Genomic DNA, 21,873 nt, shown 5'->3' with positions numbered 1-21,873 from the left:
ATGGCCGACGCATCCTCCCAGATCGCCCGCACCGTTCCGACACGCCGCGCCGGCCGCCTGCGCGAGTTCTGGAAGTATTTCTCCGAGAACCGCGGCGCCGTCATCGGGCTCTACGTCTTCGCCGCCTTCGCAATGGTCGCGATCTTCGCCGATTTCCTGGCACCCTACGATCCGACGACCCAGTTCCGCGGTAGCGAGCTGATCCCGCCGTTCTGGCAGGAGGGCGGCGAATGGGCCTTCCCGCTGGGCACCGACGCCGTGGGCCGCGACATGCTCTCGCGCCTCATCCACGGCGCGCGGTTCTCGTTCTTCGTCGGCATCGTCGTGGTCGTGGTCGCGGCGACCGGCGGCATTCTCCTGGGCCTCATCGCGGGCTTCGCGCCGAAGTGGCTCGACACGCTCATCATGCGGCTGATGGACATCATCCTCGCCTTCCCCTCGCTGCTGCTCGCGCTGGTGCTTGTGGCGATCCTGGGACCGACGCTGCTCAACGCGATGATCGCCATCGCCCTGGTGCTGCAGCCGCACTACGTCCGACTGACCCGCGCCAGCGTCATCAATGAACGCACCAAGGACTACGTCACCGCCGCCCGCGTCGCCGGGGCGGGCTACCTGCGGACCATGTTCGTCACCGTTCTGCCGAACTGCCTCGCGCCGATCATCGTCCAGGCGGCGCTGAGCTTTTCCACCGCGATCCTCGACGCCGCTGCCCTGGGCTTCCTCGGCATGGGCGCCCAGCCGCCCACGCCCGAGTGGGGCACCATGCTGGCCGACGCGCGCGAGTTCGTGCTCCGCGCCTGGTGGGTCGTGACCTTCCCCGGCCTCGCCATCCTGGTGACCGTGCTCGCCATCAACCTGATGGGCGACGGGCTGCGCGATGCCCTCGACCCCAAGCTGAAGCGGAGCTGAGATGATGCCTTTGCCCGCCACGCCCCGCGCCCCGCGCCTGCCAAAGCCGGAGGGAACGTCATGAGCCTCCTGAAAATCCGCAACCTCTCGGTCGAGTTCAGTACGGCCTCCGGACCGTTCCGCGCCGTCGACCAGGTGGATGTCGACGTCGAGGCCGGCGAGATCCTCGCCATCGTAGGCGAAAGCGGCTCGGGCAAGTCGGTCTCCATGCTGGCCACCATGGGCCTGCTGCCCTGGACGGCGACCATCACCGCCGACGAGATGAGCTTCGACGGCCAGGACCTGCGCGAGCTCTCGGGCCGCGCCCGGCGGCGGATCATCGGCAAGGACCTGTCGATGATCTTCCAGGAGCCGATGTCCTCGCTGAACCCCTGCTTCACCACCGGCTTCCAGATCACCGAGGCGCTGCGCCAGCACACCGACCTCAACCGGAGCCAGCGCAAGGACCGCGCGGTGGAGCTGATGGAGATGGTCGGCATCCCCGATCCCTCGCGCCGGCTCAAGGCCTTCCCGCACCAGCTCTCGGGCGGCATGAACCAGCGGGTGATGATCGCCATGGCCATCGCCTGCCGGCCGCGCCTGCTCATCGCCGACGAACCGACGACGGCGCTCGACGTGACGATCCAGGCGCAGATCCTCGACCTGCTGACCGGGCTCCAGAAGGAGACCGGGATGGGGCTGATCCTCATCACCCACGACATGGGCGTGGTCGCCGAGACCGCCGAGCGGGTCGCGGTGCAATACGCGGGCCAGAAGGTCGAAGACCAGCCGGTCGCCGATCTCTTCGCGACGCCGCACCATCCCTACACATCGGCGCTGCTCGCCGCGCTGCCCGAGCGCGCCACCGAGCGGCGCCTGGCGACGATCCCGGGCGTGGTGCCCGGCCAGCACGACCGGCCGGAGGGCTGCCTCTTCTCGCCGCGCTGCCAGTACGCCGACGAGCGCTGCCGCACTGTGCCCCCGCCGGTCCAGCCCGCACCCATCGGGCGCGCGCGCTGTCACTACCCGCTGAACGTCCCCGCCGGAGAGGAGGTGGCATGAGCCAGCCCATCGTTCTGGCCGAGAACCTCGGCCGCGACTACGAGGTCGGCGGCGGCCTCTTCTCCAAGCCCGGCATCGTGCGGGCCGTGACCGAGACCTCCTTCTCCATCGAGGCCGGCAAGACGCTTGCCGTCGTGGGCGAGTCCGGCTGCGGCAAGTCCACGCTGGCGCGGCTCGTGACCCTGATCGAAGAGCCCACGGCGGGCCACCTGCGCATCGGCGACACCGAGGCGACGCCGGAGAACTGGAAGAAGCTGCGCACCGACGTGCAGATCGTCTTCCAGGATCCCTACGGCTCGCTCAACCTGCGCCAGAAGGTCGGCGCGATGCTCGAGGAGCCGCTCAAGATCAACCGGCCCGAGATGTCGAAGGCCGAGCGGCAGGCCAAGGGGCGCGAGATGATGCGCCTCGTAGGCCTGCGAGAGGAACACTACGACCGCTACCCGCACATGTTCTCCGGCGGCCAGCGCCAGCGGATCGCCATCGCCCGCGCGCTGATGCTGGAGCCCAAGCTGCTGGTGCTGGACGAACCCGTCTCGGCCCTCGACCTCTCGATCCAGAGCCAGATCCTGAACCTCCTGCTCGACCTGCAGGAGCGGCTTCAGCTGGCCTACCTCTTCATCTCGCACGACCTTTCCGTCGTCCGCCACGTGGCCGACGATGTCGTGGTGATGTACCTCGGCCGGCCAGTGGAGACCGGGCCGAAGGACGAGGTCTTCGACGCGCCGCGCCATCCCTATACCAAGGCCCTGCTCTCGGCGACGCCGCGGGCCGAACCTGGTGGCGGCCGGCAGAGGATCAAGCTGCAGGGCGAGCTGCCCTCGCCGCTCAATGTCCCGCCGGGCTGTCCCTTCGCGCCGCGCTGCTGGAAGGCCGAGGACATCTGCCGGAGCGACCGGCCCCGGCTCGAAGGCCAGCCCCACCCGGCCGCCTGCCACTTCCCAGAGGCCTAGCCCCACCCGGAGGCGCACGCGGAGCAAGGGAGTGAGCCAACCCACTCCCCTTCATCTGGCCCCAAATACCCTCGGGGGAGTCCGCGGCCGCGCCGCGGACGGGGGCAGCGCCCCCAGACAGGTCTCCGGCGGCACCACCATCCGGTTGGACTTCCCACGCCCGCCACCCGCGAACGCCCCGCGCGGGGCGTTCCCCGGTGACGAAGGCCTGCCACCTTGCCCACGCCGCGGCCCCGGCCTAGGCAGGGGCAAACGCCAAAGGGAGGCCAGGCATGAAGTTTCTCCGTATCGGTCCGCCGGGGGCCGAAATCCCATGCGTGATGGATGAGGACGGGCAGGCGCGGGACATCTCCTCGCTGGTGCCGGACATCTCGCCGGAGACGATCCCGCACCTGACGGAGTCCCTCGCAGGGGCCGACCTCGCCAGGCTCCCAGCCGTTCCGGAGGGCCGACTGGGCGCGCCCATCGCGCGGCCGCGCAACGTCTGGTGCATCGGGCTCAACTACTCCGACCACGCTGCCGAATCCGGCATGGACGTGCCCGCCGAGCCCATTCTCTTCTCCAAGTCGGGCGCCGCGGTCTGCGGCCCGACCGACCCGATCCTGAAGTCCGCGCAGATGACCAAGCTCGACTGGGAGGTCGAGCTCGGCGTGGTCATCGGTCGCGCCGCTCTCGAAATCGCTCCGGAAGAGGCGCTGGACCATGTCCTTGGCTACTGTGCCGTCAACGACGTCTCGGAGCGCGCCTGGCAGGCCGAGCGGGGCGGCACCTGGATCAAGGGGAAGTCCTACCCGAACTTCTGCCCGACCGGCCCCTGGCTGGTGACCGCCGACGAGGTCCCGGACCCCCAGGCGCTCTCGATGGACCTCAGCGTCAACGGCGAGACCATGCAACGCGGCTCGACCGATACAATGGTCTACGGGGTGGCCCATATCGTGCATTACCTCAGCCAGTTCGTGCTTCTGGAACCCGGCGACCTGATCTGCACCGGCACGCCGCCGGGCGTGGGCATGGGGATGAAACCTCCGCGCTACCTCGATGTCGGCGATACCGTCCGGCTCTCGGTCGAGGGGCTCGGAGGGCAGGAGACGCCGGTGGTTTCCGCGGCCGAGGGTCGGTGAGCCGCTTCGCCACCCGCCGCGCGGTGGTGACCGCCGCGGGGCAGGGAATCGGCCGCGCCGTGGCCGAGGCGCTGGTGGAGGAGGGGGCGGAGGTCCATGCCTCCGACCTCAACCCCGAGACGCTCGCCACGCTGGAGGGCGCCGAATGCCGGGTCCTCGACGCGACCGACGCAGCGGCCGTCGCCACCTATTTCGACGCGCTGGACCGGGTCGACGTGCTGGTTCACGCGGTGGGCTACGTGCACCAGGGCACCATCCTGGAGTGCTCGGCGGAGGAGTGGCGCAAGTCGGCCAGCGTGACTTTGGACAGTGCCTACAATGTCCTGCGGGCCGCGCTGCCGAAGATGGGCGCGGGCAGCAGCATCGTCACGGTCGCTTCGGTCGCGGGCGTCATCAAGGCGCTGCCCAGACGGGCGGCCTACAGCGCGATGAAGTCCGGCCTGATCGGGCTCACGCGGTCGGTCGCCACCGATTTCCTCGAGCAGGGCATCCGCGCCAACGCGGTCTGCCCCGGCACCATCGACACGCCCTCCCTTCACGAGCGCCTCGCCGCGCTGGAGGGCGAGTTCGGCAGCGCCGAGGCGGCGCACCGCTTCTTCATGCAGCGCCAGCCGTCGGGGCGTTTCGGCACGGCAGAGGAGGTGGCGAACCTCGTGCTCTGGCTGGCGTCGGACGAGGCGAGCTTCGTCACGGGGCAGGCGGTGAACGTCGACGGCGGCGTGACGCTCTAGCCCGCGACAGGCTCGCCCATCTCGCGGCGCCAGTGGCGACGGCAGAGGGAGACATAGGTCTCGTTGCCGCCGACTTGCACCTGCTCTCCCTCGCGCAGGGCGGTGCCGTCTGGACCGAGCCGGACGACCATCGTGGCCTTGCGCCCGCAGTGGCAGATGGTGCGGACCTCACGCATCTCGTCGGCGAGCGCGAGCAGCGTGGCCGAGCCCGGAAAGAGCTTGCCCATGAAGTCCACCCGCAGGCCGTAGCACATGACCGGCACGCCGAGATCGTCCACGGCGCGGGCGAGCTGCCAGACCTGCTCTTCGGTCAGGAACTGGGCCTCGTCGACGAAGACACAGGCGCAGGGCCCCTCGGCCAGCCGGGCGGCGATGCGCGCCAGCAGGTCGTCCTCGGGGCCGAAGGGCGTAGCCTCGGCGCCGATGCCGATCCGGCTCGCGATCCGGCCCGTCCCCGCCCGGGTGTCGAGGCCGGCGGTCAGAAGCAGCGTCTGCATCCCCCGCTCGAGGTAGTTGTGCGAGGCCTGCAGCAGGACCGTCGACTTGCCGGCGTTCATCGTGGAGTAGTGGAAATAGAGCTTGGCCATGACGCCCCGACCTAGCCCCGGAGACCCGGGCGGTGCAAGCGCCGGCAGGCGGTGGAGCGATCCGGCGGTGCGGCCTGCGGCCGCTCATCGTGAGGCGCCGTCCGCCGGGGGCGGGCCGGCGCCGGATGGGCGCCCGGAATGACATGCGGGGGGACCGCGGCGGGCCGGGATCCGAGGTATTTCGGGCTAGATGAAGGGCGGGGTCAGGCGCGCTCGACCAGCACCGAGCCCACGGAGTAGCCGGCGCCGAAGGAGCAGATCAGGCCTTTCTCGCCCGGGGCGATGCCGTCCCGGTGCTGCGCGAAGGCGATGATCGAGCCCGCCGAGGAGGTATTGGCGTAGTCCTGCAGGATGTTGGGCTGTTCTCCGGGCTCGGGCGGGCGGCCCAGCACCTTGCGGCCGATGTAGTCGTTCATCGTCTTGTTGGCCTGGTGGAGCCAGAGCCGCTTGAGGCTGTCGGCCTGCACGCCCTCGGCCTCGAGATGGTCGGCGATATGGGCGGAGACCAGCGGCAGCACTTCCTTGAAGACCTTCCGGCCGTTCTGCATGAACTGCATGTCCCGCCGGTCCTCCATCTGGTCGCGCGTGCGCCGCAGGAAGCCGTTGTTGTTGCGGATGTTGTTGGAGAACTTCGTTGCCGCGCGGGCCGAGAGGATGCGCCAGTGGTCGCCCTGCGCGTCCTCCGCCCGCTGCAGGACCACGGCGGTGGCCACGTCGCCGAAGATGAAGTGGCAGTCGCGGTCGCGCCACTCCAGGTGGCCCGAGGTGATCTCGGGGGAGACCACCAGCGCGGTGCGGACCGAGCCGGTGCGGATCATGTCCGCCGCGGTCTGGATGCCGAAGGTCGCCGAGGAGCAGGCCACGTTCATGTCGTAGGCAAAGCCGCCCGCGCCGAGCACGTCCTGGATTTCGACGGCGATGGCCGGGTAGGGTCGCTCGTGGTTGGAGGCGGCACAGAAAATGGCGTCGACCTCCTCGGCCGCGACGCCGGCCTCGGCCAGCGCGGTACGGGCGGCGGCGACCCCGATCTCGGCCATGAGCGAGGGCTCCTCGTCGGAGCGGGGGCGGAGGCTCGGGTACATGCGGTCGGGGTCGAGAAGGCCCGACTTGTCCATGACGTAGCGGCTCTCGATGCCCGAGGCCTGGAAGATGAACTCGGCGGAACTGAGCGGCTTGGCGTCGATCCCGCCGCCGGCGATGCCCTCGGCATGGGCGGCATTCCAGCGCTCGGCATGGGCGTTGTAGGCGGCCACCAGCTCGTCGTTGGTGATCCGTTCCGGCGGGGTGAATACGCCCGCCCCGGTAATCGCGGCCTGGTACATGGGAGGCTCCTCTTCCGGGGCGCGACACTGGCCGGACGGGGCGGGGAAGTCCAGCCGGACGCCGGGTCCGTTGCACGCCGGAGCCCGCTCCGGGCGGTGGGGTAACCGGATGTTTACCACGGACCGGCAGGACTCCCCGCCCGAGCGGACAAGGCCGAGGAGCCACACATGGACCAGTTCAGAACCTCTCAGCCGGGCCTCGAGTCCCCGGCCTCGGGCGTCTTCGCCCTCGTGCCGGACGACGCGCAGGATCTCCCGGTCGCGACCCGCGGGATCAATGCCGCCGTCTCGGGCTACCTGCGGTTGACGACGGTGGACGGCACGGTCGGGACCGTCTTCGTGGCGGCCGGCACGGTCTTCCCGATCAGGGCGCGCCGGGTCTGGGCCACGGGGACCGATGCCGCGGGTCTCGCGGGGCTCTACTGATGATCGGTCTCACGGGAGGGCTTTCGGGGGGCGACGCGAGTGGCCGCTCGCTCCCGCCTGCCGCCGGGTTCCTCGCGGAGTTTGCGGCGCAGGCGGGCGCGTTGCCGGGGCCGGTGGCGGGCGATCCTGCTCTTCTCTCCGGCGAGGCGGGTCGGTTCGCCGATCTCTCGGGGTGGCAGGTTCTGGCTGGGTCACCGGTGATCGGTGCGTCGGGGGTGGTGTTTCCGCCGTCGGTGCACGGCGGGCGCGTTAGCCGTCCGCTGGGGTCGATGCTGGCGCCCGGGACGCGGGTCGGGCTCGTCTGGCGGCAGGAGGGGGCCCTGGCTCTCAGTTTGGGGGCCGAGGCGCCATGGATCCGGGAGGGCGACGGCTGGCAGTCGGCGGACATCGTGCTGTCGGCGCCTGCGGACCGGATCGAGGTCACGGGCCGCCCCACGGGCGGCGCGCTGCGGGAGGTGGCGCTTGTGGCGCTGCCGGAGACGCCGGCGCACGACATCGTTCTGCTGCTGGGCGGAGCGCCCATGGCCGGGATGTGGTGCGGGGAGGGGCCTGAGCCCCTCGTCGACGTGCCGGACCTGCGTGTCGACGCGGGCGAGGCGATCGCCGTGGAGCCCCTGCGCCATCGGCAAGGGAGCCTGGGGCCGGGGCCGGCTCTCGCCTTCGCGCGGCGCTACGCGGAGCGGAGGCTTGCGCCGGGACGGAGGGTGCTGCTGTTGCCGCTTGCGTCCGAGACGGGGCGGCTTGTGGCGGAGGGGGCAACTCGCCCGGAGGAGACGGCGGGCGCGGGGTGGCATCCCGGCTCCGGCCTCGGCGGCGCGGCCGACCTGTTCGGGTCGGCGGTCGCGGCGGCGCTGGAGGCTCCGGCGCGCCATCCCGAGAACCGCATCCTCGCCGCGCTCTGGGCCGGGGGCGTCGAGGAGAGGGCGAGCGGGGCGAGCGCCTCGGCCTATGCCGGGGCGCTAGGGGCGGTCTTCGTTCCCGCACTCCGCGCGGCTCTGAACCTGCCGGAGCTGCCCGTCGCGGTTCTGGGCGGCAACCCGGCCACCCTGCCGGCGGAGTGGCTTGCGGCAGTCGCCACGCTCGATGCGGAAAGCGGTGCGCCGGCGGCCGTGCCGGGCGTCACCTACCTGGGTTGGGACTTGGACCGGGGTGATGCCACCAAGCCCGAGCCGCGTTCGCCCGGGGACGCGCTGCATCTCTCCGGCTCGGCGCTGCGACTCATGGGGCTGGAGGCCGCCGACCTCCTGATCGCGCGGCACGTCCCGCCGCCGGAGCTGGCCGAGATCGGGGCCGGATCGGTGATCGGCCCCGAGACGGTGATCGCATGAGCCTAGCCCTGAAGCGCCCTCACCCGAAGGCCTTCCTCATCCCGGCTCTGCATCGCCTGGGTCGCGGCCTGGCAGCCGGCGGCGGTGGTGAAGTAGGGGATCTTGTCCGCCAGCGTCACTGCCCGCATCGAACGGGAGTCCTCGACCGCGGCGGCGCCCTCGGTCGTGTTGAAGACGAGGTCGACCTGCCCGTCCTTGAGCCGGTCGATGATCGTGCGCCCGCCCTCGTAGGCCTTGTTCACGAGTTCGGCCGCGATGCCGTGGGCCTTCAGCCAGTCCGCGGTGCCCCGCGTGGCGAGCAGGTCGAAGCCCATGTCGACCAGCGCCTGCGCGGTCTCGCGCATCTCCTCGGTCTTGTCGGCGTCGCGGATCGAGATGAAGACCGTGCCCTCGGTCGGCAGGTGCGTGCCCGCGCCCATCTGCGCCTTGAGGAAGGCGCGGGCGAAGTTGCGGGCCCAGCCCATGACCTCGCCGGTGGAGCGCATCTCGGGGCCGAGGATGGTGTCGACGCCGGGGAAGCGATTGAAGGGCAGGACCGCCTCCTTGACCGAGAACCAGGGCGTCTTCGGATCGGCCAGCGTGAAGGGATTGCCGAGCGGCAGGACCGTCATCGGGTCTTCGGCGGGCGGATAGGGTTCCCGCAGGGGGAAGTTCGACAGCGGCTCGCCGGCCATGAGCCGGGCGGCGATCGAGGCGATGGCGCTGTCGGTGGCCTTGGCGACGAAGGGCACGGTGCGCGAGGCGCGGGGATTCACCTCGATGAGGTAGACGGTTCCGTCCTTGACCGCGAACTGCACGTTCATCAGGCCCACGACGCCGAGCCGGAGGGCGAGCGCCTCGGTCTGGCGGTTGAGCTCCTCGATGATCGAGGGGGGCAGGCTGTGGGGCGGCAGGCAGCAGGCGCTGTCGCCGGAATGCACGCCGGCCTCCTCGATGTGTTGCATGATGCCGGCGACATGCACGCTCTGGCCGTCGCAGAGGCAGTCCACGTCGACCTCGACGGCGCCGGCGAGATAGCCGTCCAGCAGGACCGGGTTCTTGCCCGAGACGACGACGGCGTCGCGGATGTAGCGCTTGAGATGGTCCATGTCGCGGACGATCTCCATCGCCCGGCCGCCGAGGACGTAGGACGGGCGGATCACCAGCGGGAAGCCGATCTCCTCGGCGATGGCGAGTGCCTGCTCCTCGGAGGAGGCGATGCCGTTCTTGGGCTGCTTGAGGTCGAGCGCGTTGACCAGCGCCTGGAACCGCTCTCGGTCCTCGGCGAGGTCGATGGCGTCGGGCGAGGTGCCGAGTATGGGGATGCCCGCAGCCTCGAGGTCGTTCGCGAGCTTGAGCGGGGTCTGGCCGCCGAACTGGACGATCACCCCGTGCAGCGTGCCCTTCTCCTGCTCGACGCGGAGGATCTCCATGACGTGCTCGAAGGTCAGCGGCTCGAAGTAGAGCCGGTCCGAGGTGTCGTAGTCCGTGGAGACCGTCTCGGGATTGCAGTTGACCATGATGGTCTCGTAGCCCTGATCACTCAGCGCGAAGCAGGCGTGACAGCAGCAGTAGTCGAACTCGATCCCCTGGCCGATCCGGTTCGGGCCGCCGCCGAGGATGACCACCTTCTTGCGGTCGGTGGGGCGGGCCTCGCACTCGGCCTCGCCCATCGCGGGGGCCTCGTAGGTCGAGTACATGTAGGGCGTCTGCGCCTCGAACTCGGCGGCGCAGGTGTCGATCCGCTTGAACTGGGCCACGACGCCGAGACGCTCGCGCGCCCGGCGGACCTGGTCCTCGTCCCGGCCGGTGAGCTTCGCGAGCCGCATGTCGGAGAAGCCCATCATCTTGAGCCGGCGGAGGCCCTCTTCGGTGACGGGCAGGCCGTCCTTGCGGATGCGGGCCTCCGTGTCGACGATCTCGCGGATGCGCGACAGAAACCACGGGTCGAAGCTGGTGACGCCGTGGATCGTTTCGTCGTCGAGGCCGAGCCGCATGGCCTGGGCGATGATCCGCACCCGGTCCGGGGTCTGTTGGGCCAGGGCGCGCAGGATCGCGGCCTCCTCGCCTTCGTTCCAGTCGCCGCCGGGCTTGGCCTTGGCCGAGACGCCCGGGATCTCGATCTCGTCGAAGCCGGAGAGGCCCGTCTCCATCGAGGCCAGCGCCTTCTGGAAGCTCTCGTGGAAGGTCCGGCCGATGGCCATGGCCTCGCCCACCGACTTCATCGCCGTGGTGAGTTTGGGTTCAGCGCCGGGGAACTTCTCGAAGGCGAAGCGCGGGATCTTGGTGACCACGTAGTCGATGGTCGGCTCGAAGGAGGCCGGCGTGACCTTGGTGATGTCGTTGTCGAGCTCGTCGAGAGTGTAGCCCACGGCGAGTTTCGCGGCGATCTTGGCGATGGGGAAGCCGGTGGCCTTGGAGGCCAGCGCCGAGGAGCGGGAGACACGGGGGTTCATCTCGATCACGACCATGCGGCCGGTGTCGGGATCGACGGCCCACTGCACGTTCGAGCCACCCGTCTCGACCCCGATCTCGCGCAGCACGGCGATCGAGCCGTTGCGCATTGCCTGGTATTCCTTGTCGGTCAGCGTGAGCGCCGGGGCCACGGTGATCGAGTCGCCGGTGTGCACGCCCATCGGGTCCACGTTCTCGATGGAGCAGACGATGATGCAGTTGTCCGCCTTGTCGCGGACCACCTCCATCTCGAACTCCTTCCAGCCGAGCAGCGACTCATCGACGAGGATCTGGCCCACCGGCGAGGCGTCCATGCCGGTGCGGCAGTAGTGGGCATATTCGTCGCGGTTGTAGGCCACGCCGCCGCCGGTGCCGCCGAGGGTATAGGCCGGACGGATGATCGCCGGCAGGCCGATGTCCTCCAGTGCTTCCATCGCCTTCGCGACACCGGCGTTGAGATCGTACTTGCCGTCGTCCTTCTTCGGCGCGCTGACGATGGTGGCGCGGGGGTTCTCCAGCCCGATCCGGTCCATCGCCTCGCGGAAGAGCTTGCGGTCCTCGGCCATCTCGATGGCCTCGCGGTTGGCGCCAATGAGCTGGACGCCGAACTTCTCCAGCACGCCCATGTCGGCGAGCTTGAGCGAGGTGTTGAGGCCGGTCTGCCCGCCCATGGTGGGCAGCAGCGCGTCGGGGCGCTCCTTCTCGATGATCTTGGCGACGACTTCGGGCGTGATCGGCTCGATGTAGGTGGCGTCGGCGAGGCCCGGGTCCGTCATGATCGTCGCGGGGTTCGAGTTGACCAGGATGACCCGGTAGCCCTCTTCCCGGAGCGCCTTGCAGGCCTGGGCGCCGGAATAGTCGAACTCGCAGGCCTGTCCGATGATGATGGGCCCCGCGCCGATAATCATGATGGAGTGAATATCGGTTCTCTTCGGCATCGCCCGTCCCCTCAAGCCCGTGCGCCCCGTCCCGAGTCAGCTATGGGGCGGGGCAAATTGCCTGCGGCTTATAGAGAGACGGGGGGCCTCTGCAAGTGGCCCGACGGCCGCCCCGCCCGCCGCCGTCCGGCGAGGTGCAACAGAAGGCCGACGAGGATCATCGTCGCCGTCCCGAGCGCGGCCGGCATCTGCGAGACGACAGGCAGGCTCCGCACCAGGTCGAAGCTTTGGGGCGTGAGCGGGATCAGGACCGCCAGCAGCGCCAGAAGGCCGGTCCGCAGCCCGAAGACCGCCAGTAGATGCGGCAGGAACGCCATGGGCGCGAGGTAGTGGTAGCCCCAGGCCAGCGGCGAGACCAGGGTGACCGCCACGAGGAACACCGGGTAGCCCAGCACGTCGGGCTCGCGCCCGTCGCGGCTCGCGGCGTGGAAGCGGACGGCGGCCACCGCGAGGATCGTCACCATCGCGAGGGTGGAGAGCATGCTCCAGACGGCGGGTTTCTCCACGACGTGCCAGGCCGTCTCGCCGCCGCGCCCGAGTATGAACTGGCTCTCCCCGGCTGGAACGAGCCCCGCGACGACCGGATCGACGCCGTAGGTGAAGAAGGTGGCGAGCACGGTGTTCCGGATTGCGTCCAGCTCCGCCAGGAAGGCCGCGTGCATCGGCCAGCCCGCCAGCAGGACGGAGGCCAGCGCGAGGCAGAGACCCGCGATGGCGAAGACGAGACTCTCGCGGTAGCGGCCCGCGCCGAGCCAGGCGACGACGAGCAGGGCGGGGGAAACCTTGATCGCGGCGGCCACGGCAAGGGCGAGACCGGCGGTCACGGGCGCCCCGGCCCGCGAGCGTTCGATCGCGGCCACCACGAGGAAGCTAACGATGATCTGCGGCTGGTTCTGCTCCAGCGCCGCCGCGCCCGGCAGCGTCGCCAGCAGGAGCAATGATCCGGCGAGGGTCATCAGCGGGACCGAGACGTCGCTGTCGCGCGCGGTTCGCGCGGCCAGCCAGACCATGCCGCAGAGCAGGAGCGGATTGACCAGCGTCGCGACGATCTCGACGAGCGGGAAGGGCAGAACCCCCACGACACGAGACGCCAGTGCGGCCCAAAGCGGGGGGTAAACGTAGGGGTAGACCACGCCCTCATGCCCGGCTGCGTCGAGCTCGGCGATCCAGGCGTCGGGCGGCTGCATGGTGAAGACGCCCTCGCTCCCGGGATAGACCGCGCCCTGCTCGAAGAAGTAGCCGGCGAGCCAGGTGGCCATGAGGTCGGGCGAGGGATCGCCCGCGAAGGCCCACCACGACACGGCCATCACGCCCGCGAACACGATCCAGGTATAGTAGGCGGGGTGCTGCATGCCCCTCTGCTCGACGCTTGTTTCGGTTCTTATAGGCCGGGCACGCCCCGCGGTCGACGCGGCAGGCTACACCGGCCTCCGGCCTGGCGACGGCCGCGGCAGAAGAGAGACAGGCGGGAGCGAGGCACTCTCAGTCCGTGTAGAGGTAGTCTCTTGTCAGCGGCACCGCGGTCTTGTCGTGCGACAGCTGGAACTGGAACACCGCCAGCTTCTCGTGGGCGAAGGAGGTCTCCGCCGCCGTCAGGTAGTAGCGCCACATCCGGGTGAAGCGCTCGTCGTAGAGCTCGCGTGCCCGGTCGATCTGCGACATGAAGCGATCATGCCAGTGCCGCAGCGTGCGGGCGTAGTGCATCCGCCAGACTTCCACATCGGCCACGTGCAGCCCGACCTTCTCGACCGTGGCGAGCACTTCGGACATCGAGGGCAGGTAGCCTCCGGGGAAGATGTACTTGCGAACCCAGGACGAGGTCGCCCGCGGCGGCGCGGCGCTGCCGATGGTGTGGATCAGCGCCACGCCCTCGGGCTTCAGCAGGTCGCTCACCGTGTCGAAGTACTCGCGGTAATGCGCGGCGCCGACGTGCTCGAACATGCCCACCGAGACGATCCGGTCGAAGCTGTCGCGCACGTTGCGGTAGTCTTCCTTGAGGAATGTCACCCGGTCCTCGAGACCCGCCTTCTGCGCGCGGTCCTTGGCGATGCGGTACTGCTCGTCCGAGAGGGTGATGCCCACGACCTCGGCGTCGTAGTCCTGCGCCAGGGTCAGCGCCATGCCGCCCCATCCGCAGCCGATGTCGAGCACCTTGTCGCCCGGCCTGATGCAGAGCTTCTTCGCGATGTGGTGCTTCTTCGCGCGCTGCGCCTCGTCGAGGGTCATCTCGGGGTCGGCGAAATAGGCGCAGGAATACTGCCGGTCCTCGTCGAGGAAGAGATCGTAGAGCTCGCCCGACAGGTCGTAGTGATGGGCGATGTTCTGGCGAGAGCGCAGGACGGGGTTCTGGGAAAGGTAGCGCTGGACCGGCCGGGCGAGGCGGTCACCCATCCGCATGATCGCGGGGTCGTTGCCCACGTTCCTGTTCCGCACGGCGACCTCGAGCAGGCCGCGCAGATCGTCCTGGGCGATGGTGATGCGGCCGTCCATGTAGGCCTCGCCGAGTGCCAGGTCCGGCGCCAGCAGAAGCTTGCGGGGAAGGGTCGGATCGTTGGTCGAGACACGCACGGGCTCCACGCCGGGTTCGCCGTAGCGGCGGGTCGTGCCGTCCGCGAAGGTCAGTTCGAGCGCGCCCACCTGAAAGAGCTGCTTCAGGGCCTGATCCAGAGCTCGTGTCCACATGACGCGACTCCCGCGTTGTCAACTCACATCCCGTTTAGAATAAATTAACGAATTCAGACTTCCAGCCCCCGGTTGGTCCTCTTTCGAACAAGTCGCCGCGCAGCAGCGCTTCGACCCCCGGCCGGGGGCCGGATGCCGTGCCGGGTTGACTTCGCAGCCGCGGGTTGGTCAATCGGCGCGGATCGATTGCCCCCGAAAAGGACCAGACATGCACGCCTTTCGCACCCATACCTGCGCCGCGCTCACGGCGAACGAGGTCGGCCAGACCGTCCGCCTCTCCGGCTGGGTCCACCGGGTGCGAGATCACGGCGGCGTCCTCTTCATCGACCTGCGCGACCACTATGGCATGACGCAGGTCCTCTGCGATCCCGACAGCCAGGTCTTCGCCGAGGTCGAGAAGGTCCGCTCGGAGTGGTGCATCCGCATCGACGGCGAGGTGAAGGCGCGCGACCCCGAGCTGGTGAACCCGCGCATCCCCACCGGCGAGATCGAGGTCTACATCCGAGACATCGAGGTTCTGGGCGCCGCGAAGGAGCTGCCGCTCATCGTCTTCGGCGACCAGGAGTACCCCGAGGAGACCCGCCTGCGGTATCGCTACCTCGACCTGCGCCGCGAGGCGATGCAGAGGAACATGACCCTGCGGTCGGACGTGGTGGCGAGCCTGCGCAAGCGGATGTGGGACCAGAACTTCCGCGAGTACCAGACGCCGATCATCACCGCGTCCAGCCCCGAGGGCGCGCGCGACTTCCTCGTGCCCTCCCGCCTCCACCCGGGCAAGTTCTACGCGCTGCCCCAGGCGCCGCAGCTCTTCAAGCAGCTGATCATGGTCTCGGGCTTCGACAAGTATTTCCAGATCGCGCCCTGTTTCCGCGACGAGGATCCGCGCGCCGACCGTTCGCCGACGGATTTCTACCAGCTCGACATGGAGATGAGCTTCGTCGAGCAGGAAGACGTCTTCACCACGGTGGAGCCGGTCATCAAGGGCCTGTTCGAGGAGTTCGGCGGCGGCCGCAAGGTCGACGAGGTCTGGCCGCGCATCTCCTACCGGGACGCCGCGCTTTGGTACGGCACCGACAAGCCGGACCTGCGCAACCCGATCAAGATGGACATGGTGAGCGAGCACTTCCGCGGCTCCGGCTTCAAGATCTTCGCGCAACTGCTGGAGCAGGACGGGACCGAGGTTCGCGCCATCCCCGCCCCGGGCGGCGGCTCGCGCAAGTTCTGCGACCGGATGAACGCCTTCGCCCAGAAGGAAGGCCTGCCGGGGATGGGCTACATCTTCTGGCGGGACGGGAACGACGGCATGGAGGCCGCCGGTCCGCTGGCCAAGAACATCGGCCCCGAGCGCACCGAGGCGATCCGTCAGCAGCTGGGCCTCGGCACCGGGGACGCCGCCTTCTTCCTCGGCGGCAAGCCCGCCAGCTTCGAGCGCGTCGCGGGCCGGGCCCGCGATGTCATCGGCGAGGAGCTGGGCCTGACCGAGCAGGACCGCTTCGCCTTCGCCTGGATCGTCGACTTCCCGATGTACGAGAAGGACGAGGAGAGCGGCGAGATCGACTTCAGCCACAACCCCTTCTCCATGCCCCAGGGCGGGCGCGAGGCGCTCGACGGCGATCCGCTCGAGGTCCTGGGCTTCCAGTACGACCTTGCCTGCAACGGCTACGAGCTGATCTCGGGCGCGATCCGGAACCACAAGCTCGACATCATGATCAAGGCCTTCGAACTCGCGGGCTATGACGAGGACGAGGTCCGGAAGCGCTTCGGTGGCATGGTCAACGCCTTCCAGTACGGCGCACCCCCGCACGGCGGCTGCGCCGCGGGCATCGACCGGATGGTCATGCTGCTGGCAGACGAGGAAAACATCCGCGAGGTCATCATGTTCCCGATGACCCAGCGCGCCGAGGACCTGATGATGGGGGCCCCGTCGGAGCCCACCAACGAGCAGCTCCGCGAGCTGAGGCTGCGGGTCCTGCCGCCGGAGGAGTGATGCTGGAGCGGTTGCGGGAGTCCGGGTTCGACGTGCTCACCCGCAACCACGCCGAGGCGATCCTCGCTCACGACTTCCCGCGCGAGACTGACGAGTTGGTGGAGGAGCTCCAGGGCTTCTCCATCGAGATCGCCGAGATCGTGGGCGGCGGCGGGGGCGAAAGCGGCCAGACCCGGCGGCTGCGGCACAACCTCTCCGACCGGAACTGGCGAAAGCACAACTTCTCGGTGCAGGTCGTCGTCGACGGTCGCGAGCAGGACAGCATCAGCCACGAGGTCGACCACGTCCGCTTCGGCGAAAACGGAACCCTGGCGCTCGAGATCGAGTGGAACAACAAGGATCCGTTCTTCGACCGCGACCTGGAGAATTTCCAGCGGCTGCACGCGTTGTCCGCCATCTCGCTCGGCATCATCGTCACGCGCGGCCGGTCGATGCAGGAGGCGCTCAAGGACCGGATCGCGGACTGGCTGACGGGGCAGGGGCTTGGGTCCGAGGATGACCTCGACCGGCTCGGGCTCGGCGACCGGACCGCGGCGCAGCGCCGCTCGGTCGAGAGCCTCGTCGCGCGCGGCGTGCCCTTCGCCGAGGCCTTCACCCGGACCTTCTTTGCCAGCAAGTTCGGCCAGGCGACGACGCACTGGCAGAAGCTGGAGGACCGCGTCAGACGCGGGGTGGGCAACCCCTGTCCATTGCTCCTCATCGGTCTGCCCGACCGCATCCTGCGCTAGGCGGAAGGGCCTTCGAAGGCCCTTTTCGACGCGCCTTCGAATGCGCGTCTCAACGCCCGTCGACGGGCGTTGTGGGACGGCGCTTCGAAGCGCCGTCTCTCGTCGGTTTGGGGCGTGAGACTACTCCGCCGCCATCCCTGAATTGTAGGCGTAGGTCTTCCAGGAGGGCTTGTAGTCCGCGTCGGCCTGGTTGCCCCAGACCGTCCAGTTCTCGCGGATGCCGCGGCCGAAGAGCTCCAGATAGGGACCCCAGGAACAGCCCTCGATCAATTCGTACTGCTCGTCGGGCTTGCGCGAATGCTCCCGCTTGCGGGTCTGCACCATGTTCACCTGGCGCCGGCCAGGCGGCAGGGTGCGCACGTCCCGCCCGCGGGTGCCGAAGAGCAGCAGTTCCGTCACGTTGCGGAAGTAGAACCCGACGCCGCGCCCGTCCGAACCGCCGTCCTTGCGTACCTTGTGCCAGACGATGTTCGACTTGTACTCGAACCCCCAGGCCTGCATCACCGCGAGCCCCTCTGGCAGCAGCGCATTGGGCACCCAGAGGTAGCAATGCGCCCGGTCCTGCAGGTGCGCCGCCACTGGCAGATCGCAGATCTCGTCCAGCGTCATCGTCGGGTAGCGCGCGAGCCTCTTGTGCTCCGGCGCGACCTTTCCGGTCCGGTTGGTGAAACGCCAGGGCGGATCCGCGAGTACGCAGCCGAACCGGCCGCCGCCCAGGAACTCCGTCAGGTCTTGAGAGGCTTGTGAGGACATGCCCAACATATTGAAGAAATCGCCCCGCCCTGTCATGCGAACATTGTGGGAACATAGAGCTTAAAGAGGCCTGAAGGCAAGGCGGAACTCTCTGGCTCCTCCCGGCTTGACCGGCAGGAGGTGACCCATGCGCAAGTTCGTCAAGTATTTCGCCATCTGGAAGCTCGTCCGCCGCGTCTTCCGGCGGATGTGACGTCCCCGGCCGGCGCGGTCAGTCCTCGAGTTCCTCGAGGTCGCCGCGCCGGGCCGGCATCGCGAGCCTCCGGGCTTCGGCCTTTCGCTGCACGAACTGGTCCCCCGCGACGCCGATCTCGCCGGCGGGAATTTCGCGGCGGGCGCGCGGAAAGATGTCGTGTTCCTCCGCCTCGATGTGGTGGAGGTAGTCCTCCTGCAGCTTCTTGAACTTCGTGGCCCAGGCGAGCGAATTCATCTCCGTGCCGTTGAGCTCTTCCATGAGGGCGTCGAGGGCCTCGTGCTCGCGTGCGGTCTCGCGCGCCGTCGAATCCTCGGTCGCCGCGAGCAGGCGGGAGTAAAGCGCCTCCTCCTCGGCCACGGTATGGCTTTTCACCTCGGTATAGAACCGCACCCAGGCCTTTCGGCGGGCGGGATCTTCCCACGTGTCGGCGATCGAGCTCAGGAGCGCGCGATGTTCGTCGTGGTCGTCTCTGATGGCGGTGTAGAGATCGGGCATGGCGGCTCCTCCGTACTCGCTAACTGCAAGGGAGAAACCCCTGGGCCCGACCCGCGGTTCCGGCGTTGACGCGGGCGCAGGCGGCGGTCAGAACGCCTCCGTTCACGGGTGAGGGAGGGCGCTGTGACCGAGCAGGATTTGAAGGACTGGCGCGCGCCGCCGCTGCCCCCGCGGGTGGAGATGCGCGGCCGCTGGGTGACGCTGGAGCCGCTCTCCTCGGATCACGTCGCTGAGCTCCGCGAGGCACACCTGGAGGACGCCGAGGGAGGCATGTGGCGCTATCTCCCGGTCGGTCCATTCGACAGCGAGGCGGACTATGCGGCTTGGGTCGACCGGGCCCGGCTGACCCATGATCCGCTGCAGTTCGCCGTGAGGATGCGCGACGGACGGCTCGGCGGGACCATGAGCCTGATGCGGATCACGCCCGAGGCCGGGACGGTCGAGACGGGCTGGCTCGCCTTCGCGCCGCGGCTGCAGCGGACAATCGAGGCGACCGAGGCGGTCTGGCTTCACATGAAATGGGCCTTCGAGGCGGGGTACCGCCGCTTCGAATGGAAATGCGACGCGGCGAACCTCGCCTCGCGGCGAGCGGCGCAGCGGTTCGGCCTGTGCTACGAGGGCGTCTTCCGACAGGCGGCGGTGGTGAAGGGCCGCAACCGCGACACGGCATGGTTCGCGGCGATCGACGGCGAGTTTCCCGCGCTGAGACAGGCCTTCGAAAGCTGGCTGGAGCCCGCGAATTTCGATGCCAACGGCCGGCAGATGCGCAGTCTGAGGGAGATGACCGCGCCGATCCTCGTGGCGCGCGATCCGGCGCTAGGCGACGGGCCGACGGGCGACGGGGCTCCTGCTCCCTGAACCGCCGCGCCCGGTGATTGCTGGGCCGGGGGCTCTGCCCCCATCGGTCCCGCCGGGACCGATTCCCCCGGGATATTTGGTCCCAGAAGAGGGCAGGGGAGGCCGCCGCCGGTCCGTGTGACCGCGGCGGCGGTCCGGATCACTGGCCTGCGATCAGGCCCATCTGCTCGAGCTTCAGCACCACCTGGTGCGCGCAGTTGTCGACGTCGGTGTGCTCGGTCTCGAGGCGAAGCTCGGGGTTCTGCGGCTCGTCATAGGGGTCGGAGATGCCGGTGAACTCCTTGATCTTGCCCTCGCGGGCCAGCTTGTAGAGGCCCTTGCGGTCACGGCGCTCGCACTCCTCGATGGAGGTCGCGACGTGGATCTCGCAGAAGGCGCCGTACTGCTCGATCTCCTCGCGCACGGCGCGACGGGTGGCCGCGTAGGGCGCGATGGGCGCGCAGATGGCGATGCCGCCGTTCTTGGTGATCTCGGAGGCCACGTAGCCGATCCGGCGGATGTTGAGATCCCGGTGCTCCTTGGAGAAGCCGAGCTCCGAGGAGAGGTTCTTGCGGACGATGTCGCCGTCGAGGAGCGTCACCGGGCGGCCGCCCATCTCCATCAGCTTGACCATGAGCGCGTTGGCGATGGTCGACTTGCCCGATCCGGAGAAGCCGGTGAAGAACACGGTGAAGCCCTGCTGGGACCGCGGCGGACGGGTGCGGCGGAGCTCCTTGACCACCTCGGGGAAGGAGAACCACTCGGGGATCTCGAGGCCCTCCTGCAGGCGGCGGCGCAGCTCGGTGCCCGAGATGTTGAGGATCGTGACGCTGTCGTGATCCTCGATCTCGTCGGCCGGCTCGTACTGGGCGCGCTCCTGCACGTAGACCATGTGCTTGAAGGGCACCATCTCGAGGCCGATCTCGTCCTGGTGCTGACGGAAGAGCTCCTGCGCGTCGTAGGGGCCGTAGAAATCCTCGCCCGCGGAATTCTTGCCGGGGCCAGCGTGGTCGCGCCCGACGATCATGTGGGTGCAGCCGTGGTTGCGGCGGATGATGCCGTGCCAGACCGCCTCGCGCGGGCCGGCCATGCGCATGGCGAGGTTCAGCAGGCTCATGTGGGTGGTCGAGCCCGGGTACTTGTCGAGCACCGCCTCGTAGCAGCGCACGCGGGTGAAGTGATCCACGTCGCCCGGCTTCGTCATGCCGACGACGGGGTGGATCAGCAGGTTGGCCTGAGCCTCCTTCGCGGCGCGGAAGGTCAGCTCCTGGTGGGCGCGGTGCAGCGGGTTGCGGGTCTGGAAGGCCACGACGCGCCGCCATCCGAGCTTGCGGAAATAGGCGCGCAGCTCGTTCGGCGTGTCGCGGCGGCCGCGGAAGTCGTAGTGCACGGGCTGCTGGATGCCGGTCACCGGGCCGCCGAGGTAGACCTTGCCCATCTGGTTGTGCAGCGCGTAGACCGCCGGGTGCGCCTGGTCGTCGGCGCCGTAGACCTGCTCGGCCTCGCGCGCCTTGTCGGGGGACCACTTGTCGGTGACGGTCATCGTGGCGAGGATCACGCCCTCTTGGTCGCGGAGGGCGATGTCCTGACCTTCTTCGATGGTCTCGGCGAAGGCCTCCGTGACGTCGAGCGTGATCGGCATCGGCCAGAGCGTGCCGTCCTTGAGCCGCATGGTGTCGACCACGCTGTCGTAGTCCTCCTGGCCCAGGAAGCCCTTCAGCGGGAAGAAGCCGCCGTTCATCAGCAGCTCCAGGTCGCAGATCTGGCGGGGCGAGAGGTCCCAGGAGGTCAGGTTCGCCGCCTCGACCTTCATCTTCTGGGCGCTCTCGTGGGAGACGTAGAGCTCGGGGATCGGGGCGAGATTGGCGAGGGAGGACATGTCGGCCGGTACACTCTTGCTGACTTCGGGTTCCGCGGCCTCCTAGACCCGCCCTGACGGTGGGTTCAAGCCGTCCGGGGCGGTTTTTCGCGGGCGCATGGCGGATAGGTGCCGGGCGGGACGGCTGGTCGCGATAGTCGCTCTAGGGCGGCGCGGGCGGCGTCCAGGGGAGGGGCGGCCCGTCGGGCACGAGCGCTCCGATCAAGTCGAAGAGCACGACGTGGGTCAGATCGGGCCGCGAACGCGAGCGGTAGAGCAGGCCGCGGGCGCCCTCGGCCCGCGCCGCGTCGGAGATTTCCCAGGTCGGGGAGGGGGCGCCCGTGGCTCGGATCTCCTGCCAGACCCGGCCTCCTCCGCCTCTGCGCGGCAGTCCCTGAGGCCGGCGATCTCGAGGCGGTAGTGCAGCATCATCCGCGGCGGGTCGTCAGGCCCGAGGTAGCGCCGGATCGCGACGCCGACGCCCACTTCGGAAAGCGACGCCTAGAGGGCGGGCTGACCGGAGTGGTGGAAGCGTCCCTCCGGCGCCG

At 69.2% G+C, this 21,873-nt stretch carries 19 protein-coding genes; 10 read left to right on the top strand and 9 right to left on the bottom strand.

Features of this window, described 5'->3' with window-relative positions:
* The 5 genes from F3S47_RS12085 (at position 1) to F3S47_RS12065 (ending at position 4,755) form a co-directional block, all read left to right on the top strand.
* Complete coding sequence (locus tag F3S47_RS12085; protein ID WP_150445508.1) at positions 1–909, top strand: ABC transporter permease subunit; 909 nt, start codon at positions 1–3, stop codon at positions 907–909.
* A 60-nt stretch (positions 910–969) separates the two neighbouring features.
* Complete coding sequence (locus tag F3S47_RS12080) at positions 970–1,950, top strand: ABC transporter ATP-binding protein (protein WP_150445507.1); 981 nt, start codon at positions 970–972, stop codon at positions 1,948–1,950.
* Complete coding sequence (locus tag F3S47_RS12075; RefSeq protein ID WP_150445506.1) at positions 1,947–2,903, top strand: ABC transporter ATP-binding protein; 957 nt, start codon at positions 1,947–1,949, stop codon at positions 2,901–2,903. The genes F3S47_RS12080 and F3S47_RS12075 overlap by 4 nt, the downstream gene beginning before the upstream one ends.
* Positions 2,904–3,175: 272 nt before the next feature.
* Positions 3,176–4,024 (top strand): fumarylacetoacetate hydrolase family protein, encoded by an 849-nt coding sequence (locus tag F3S47_RS12070; RefSeq protein WP_150445505.1) that lies wholly within the window; start codon positions 3,176–3,178, stop codon positions 4,022–4,024.
* The gene (locus F3S47_RS12065; protein ID WP_150445504.1) at positions 4,021–4,755 is read left to right on the top strand and encodes an SDR family oxidoreductase; all 735 of its coding nucleotides are present in this window, start codon (positions 4,021–4,023) and stop codon (positions 4,753–4,755) included. The genes F3S47_RS12070 and F3S47_RS12065 overlap by 4 nt, the downstream gene beginning before the upstream one ends.
* Here the strand turns inward: F3S47_RS12065 and F3S47_RS12060 are convergent.
* Positions 4,752–5,342 (bottom strand): thymidine kinase, encoded by a 591-nt coding sequence (locus F3S47_RS12060; RefSeq protein WP_150445503.1) that lies wholly within the window; start codon positions 5,340–5,342, stop codon positions 4,752–4,754. The genes F3S47_RS12065 and F3S47_RS12060 overlap by 4 nt on opposite strands.
* A gap of 203 nt (positions 5,343–5,545) precedes the next feature.
* On the bottom strand, positions 5,546–6,664 hold the full coding sequence (locus F3S47_RS12055; protein ID WP_150445502.1) for a beta-ketoacyl-ACP synthase III: 1,119 nt from the start codon (positions 6,662–6,664) through the stop codon (positions 5,546–5,548).
* Positions 6,665–6,832: 168 nt separating this feature from the next.
* Here F3S47_RS12055 and F3S47_RS12050 point away from each other — a divergent pair, with 168 nt between their 5' ends.
* Positions 6,833–7,090, top strand: coding sequence for a spike base protein, RCAP_Rcc01079 family (locus F3S47_RS12050; RefSeq protein ID WP_150445501.1), 258 nt, complete (start codon positions 6,833–6,835; stop codon positions 7,088–7,090).
* Positions 7,090–8,418, top strand: a complete 1,329-nt coding sequence (locus tag F3S47_RS12045; RefSeq protein ID WP_150445500.1) for a hypothetical protein — start codon at positions 7,090–7,092, stop codon at positions 8,416–8,418. The genes F3S47_RS12050 and F3S47_RS12045 overlap by 1 nt, the downstream gene beginning before the upstream one ends.
* Positions 8,419–8,420: 2 nt before the next feature.
* On the opposite strand, the gene carB is transcribed toward F3S47_RS12045, so the two are convergent.
* The 3 genes from carB to F3S47_RS12030 all read right to left on the bottom strand — a co-directional run bounded on the left by carB (position 8,421) and on the right by F3S47_RS12030 (position 14,471).
* Positions 8,421–11,789: a carbamoyl-phosphate synthase large subunit gene (gene carB / locus F3S47_RS12040; RefSeq protein WP_150445499.1), complete on the bottom strand. Its 3,369-nt coding sequence runs from the start codon at positions 11,787–11,789 to the stop codon at positions 8,421–8,423.
* Between the two features lie 68 nt (positions 11,790–11,857).
* A complete protein-coding gene (locus F3S47_RS12035; protein WP_150445498.1) occupies positions 11,858–13,141 on the bottom strand; it encodes a glycosyltransferase family 87 protein in 1,284 nt (427 codons plus the stop codon).
* 130 nt (positions 13,142–13,271) lie between these two features.
* Positions 13,272–14,471 carry an SAM-dependent methyltransferase gene (locus F3S47_RS12030; protein WP_150445497.1) on the bottom strand — a complete coding sequence of 400 codons (1,200 nt, stop codon included), beginning with the start codon at positions 14,469–14,471 and terminating at the stop codon, positions 13,272–13,274.
* Between the two features lie 208 nt (positions 14,472–14,679).
* Between F3S47_RS12030 and aspS the strand changes: the two genes are divergently transcribed.
* Both aspS and F3S47_RS12020 read left to right on the top strand, forming a co-directional pair.
* Positions 14,680–16,458 carry an aspartate--tRNA ligase gene (gene aspS / locus F3S47_RS12025; protein WP_150445496.1) on the top strand — a complete coding sequence of 593 codons (1,779 nt, stop codon included), beginning with the start codon at positions 14,680–14,682 and terminating at the stop codon, positions 16,456–16,458.
* Complete coding sequence (locus tag F3S47_RS12020) at positions 16,458–17,186, top strand: BglII/BstYI family type II restriction endonuclease (RefSeq protein ID WP_150445495.1); 729 nt, start codon at positions 16,458–16,460, stop codon at positions 17,184–17,186. Before aspS ends, F3S47_RS12020 begins: the two co-directional genes overlap by 1 nt.
* A 120-nt stretch (positions 17,187–17,306) precedes the next feature.
* Here F3S47_RS12020 and F3S47_RS12015 read toward each other — a convergent pair whose 3' ends face one another.
* Together F3S47_RS12015 and F3S47_RS12010 are read right to left on the bottom strand one after the other, a co-directional pair.
* The gene (locus F3S47_RS12015; RefSeq protein WP_150445494.1) at positions 17,307–17,939 is read right to left on the bottom strand and encodes an MT-A70 family methyltransferase; all 633 of its coding nucleotides are present in this window, start codon (positions 17,937–17,939) and stop codon (positions 17,307–17,309) included.
* Positions 17,940–18,150: 211 nt separating this feature from the next.
* Positions 18,151–18,630, bottom strand: coding sequence for a hemerythrin domain-containing protein (locus tag F3S47_RS12010; RefSeq protein WP_150445493.1), 480 nt, complete (start codon positions 18,628–18,630; stop codon positions 18,151–18,153).
* Between the two features lie 180 nt (positions 18,631–18,810).
* Here F3S47_RS12010 and F3S47_RS12005 point away from each other — a divergent pair, with 180 nt between their 5' ends.
* A complete protein-coding gene (locus F3S47_RS12005; RefSeq protein WP_150445658.1) occupies positions 18,811–19,488 on the top strand; it encodes a GNAT family N-acetyltransferase in 678 nt (225 codons plus the stop codon).
* Positions 19,489–19,627: 139 nt separating this feature from the next.
* Here F3S47_RS12005 and F3S47_RS12000 read toward each other — a convergent pair whose 3' ends face one another.
* A complete protein-coding gene (locus tag F3S47_RS12000) occupies positions 19,628–21,346 on the bottom strand; it encodes a bifunctional sulfate adenylyltransferase/adenylylsulfate kinase (protein WP_150445492.1) in 1,719 nt (572 codons plus the stop codon).
* A gap of 142 nt (positions 21,347–21,488) precedes the next feature.
* Complete coding sequence (locus tag F3S47_RS19605; RefSeq protein ID WP_263406000.1) at positions 21,489–21,677, bottom strand: RES family NAD+ phosphorylase; 189 nt, start codon at positions 21,675–21,677, stop codon at positions 21,489–21,491.
* Positions 21,678–21,873 lie beyond the last annotated feature (196 nt).

This window comes from Histidinibacterium aquaticum, from assembly GCF_008710275.1.
In the GTDB taxonomy this organism is placed as follows: Bacteria; Pseudomonadota; Alphaproteobacteria; order Rhodobacterales; family Rhodobacteraceae; genus Oceanicola; species Oceanicola aquaticus.
The sequence above is the reverse complement of the archived record's forward strand: the minus strand, read 5'-3'. Positions and strand labels throughout refer to the sequence as shown.